General features: G+C 50.7%; 1 protein-coding gene. It reads left to right on the top strand.

The window, feature by feature from the left end; translation table 11 throughout:
* On the top strand, positions 1–1,003 hold a 1,003-nt coding region (locus F0Q32_RS25850), incomplete at its 5' end, for an IS481 family transposase (protein WP_255475795.1).
* Positions 1,004–1,141: the final 138 nt, after the last annotated feature.

Here is a 1,141-nt window from a genome sequence, read left to right as displayed (position 1 = left end):
CGGTTTGCTCAATCTGGCTGAAGAACTCAGCAATGTATCAAAAGCCTGTAAAATCATGGGTGTTTCGCGGGATACATTTTATCGTTACCGCGAACTGGCCGATGAAGGCGGCGTGGATGCACTGATTAATCGTAGTCGCCGCGCCCCTAACCTGAAGAACCGTACCGATGAGGCAACTGAGCAGGCTGTCATTGATTACGCCGTCGCTTTCCCGGCGCACGGTCAGCACCGGACCAGCAACGAGCTGCGCAGACAGGGCGTTTTTATCTCCGGCAGTGGTGTCCGTTCTGTCTGGTTACGCCATAACCTTGAGAACTTCAAAAAACGGCTGAAAGCACTGGAAGAAAAAGTGGCCCGCGATGGCATTGAACTGACCGACAGCCAAATCGCGGCGCTGGAGCGTAAAGGCAGTGATGACGAGGCCTGTGGCGAAATCGAAACTGCTCATCCGGGGTATCTGGGTTCGCAGGACACGTTCTATGTAGGCAATCTGAAAGGCGTCGGGCGTATTTATCAGCAGACCTTCGTTGATACGTACTCGAAGGTGGCCCACTGCAAGCTCTATGTCACTAAAACGCCGATTACTGCGGCTGATTTACTGAATGACCGTGTACTGCCATTTTATGCGTCTCAGGGCCTGCCAGTGCTGAGGATACTGACCGACAGAGGCACGGAGTACTGCGGTAAAGTGGAGCAACATGATTATCAGCTTTATCTGGCGATAAATGACATCGAACACACGAAAACGAAGGCGATGTCCCCGCAGACCAACGGGATCTGCGAGCGGTTCCATAAAACAATACTGAACGAGTTTTATCAGGTGACGTTCCGCAAAAAGTTATATGGCGATCTTGAAACATTACAATCGGATCTTGATGAATGGCTGGCTCACTATAATAATGAGCGAACCCATCAGGGAAAAATGTGTTGCGGCCGGACGCCGATGGAAACGTTACTTGATGGAAAGCGCATCTGGGCTGAGAAAAATTTAAACCAGATGTAATCTGACAGATACCTGTATAAATAACCGGTAACTGTCAGATCAGGTCTGAGCTAATACAGATCAGGCGTTTACGCCGCATCCGGCATCAACAAAGCGCACCGTGTCAGTAATCAGGAACGGCGCAAAGCGCCGTTCCTG

It is taken from the genome of Pseudocitrobacter sp. 73 (assembly GCF_008369545.1).
Classification (GTDB): domain Bacteria; phylum Pseudomonadota; class Gammaproteobacteria; order Enterobacterales; family Enterobacteriaceae; genus Pseudocitrobacter; species Pseudocitrobacter vendiensis.
The sequence above is the reverse complement of the archived record's forward strand: the minus strand, read 5'-3'. Positions and strand labels throughout refer to the sequence as shown.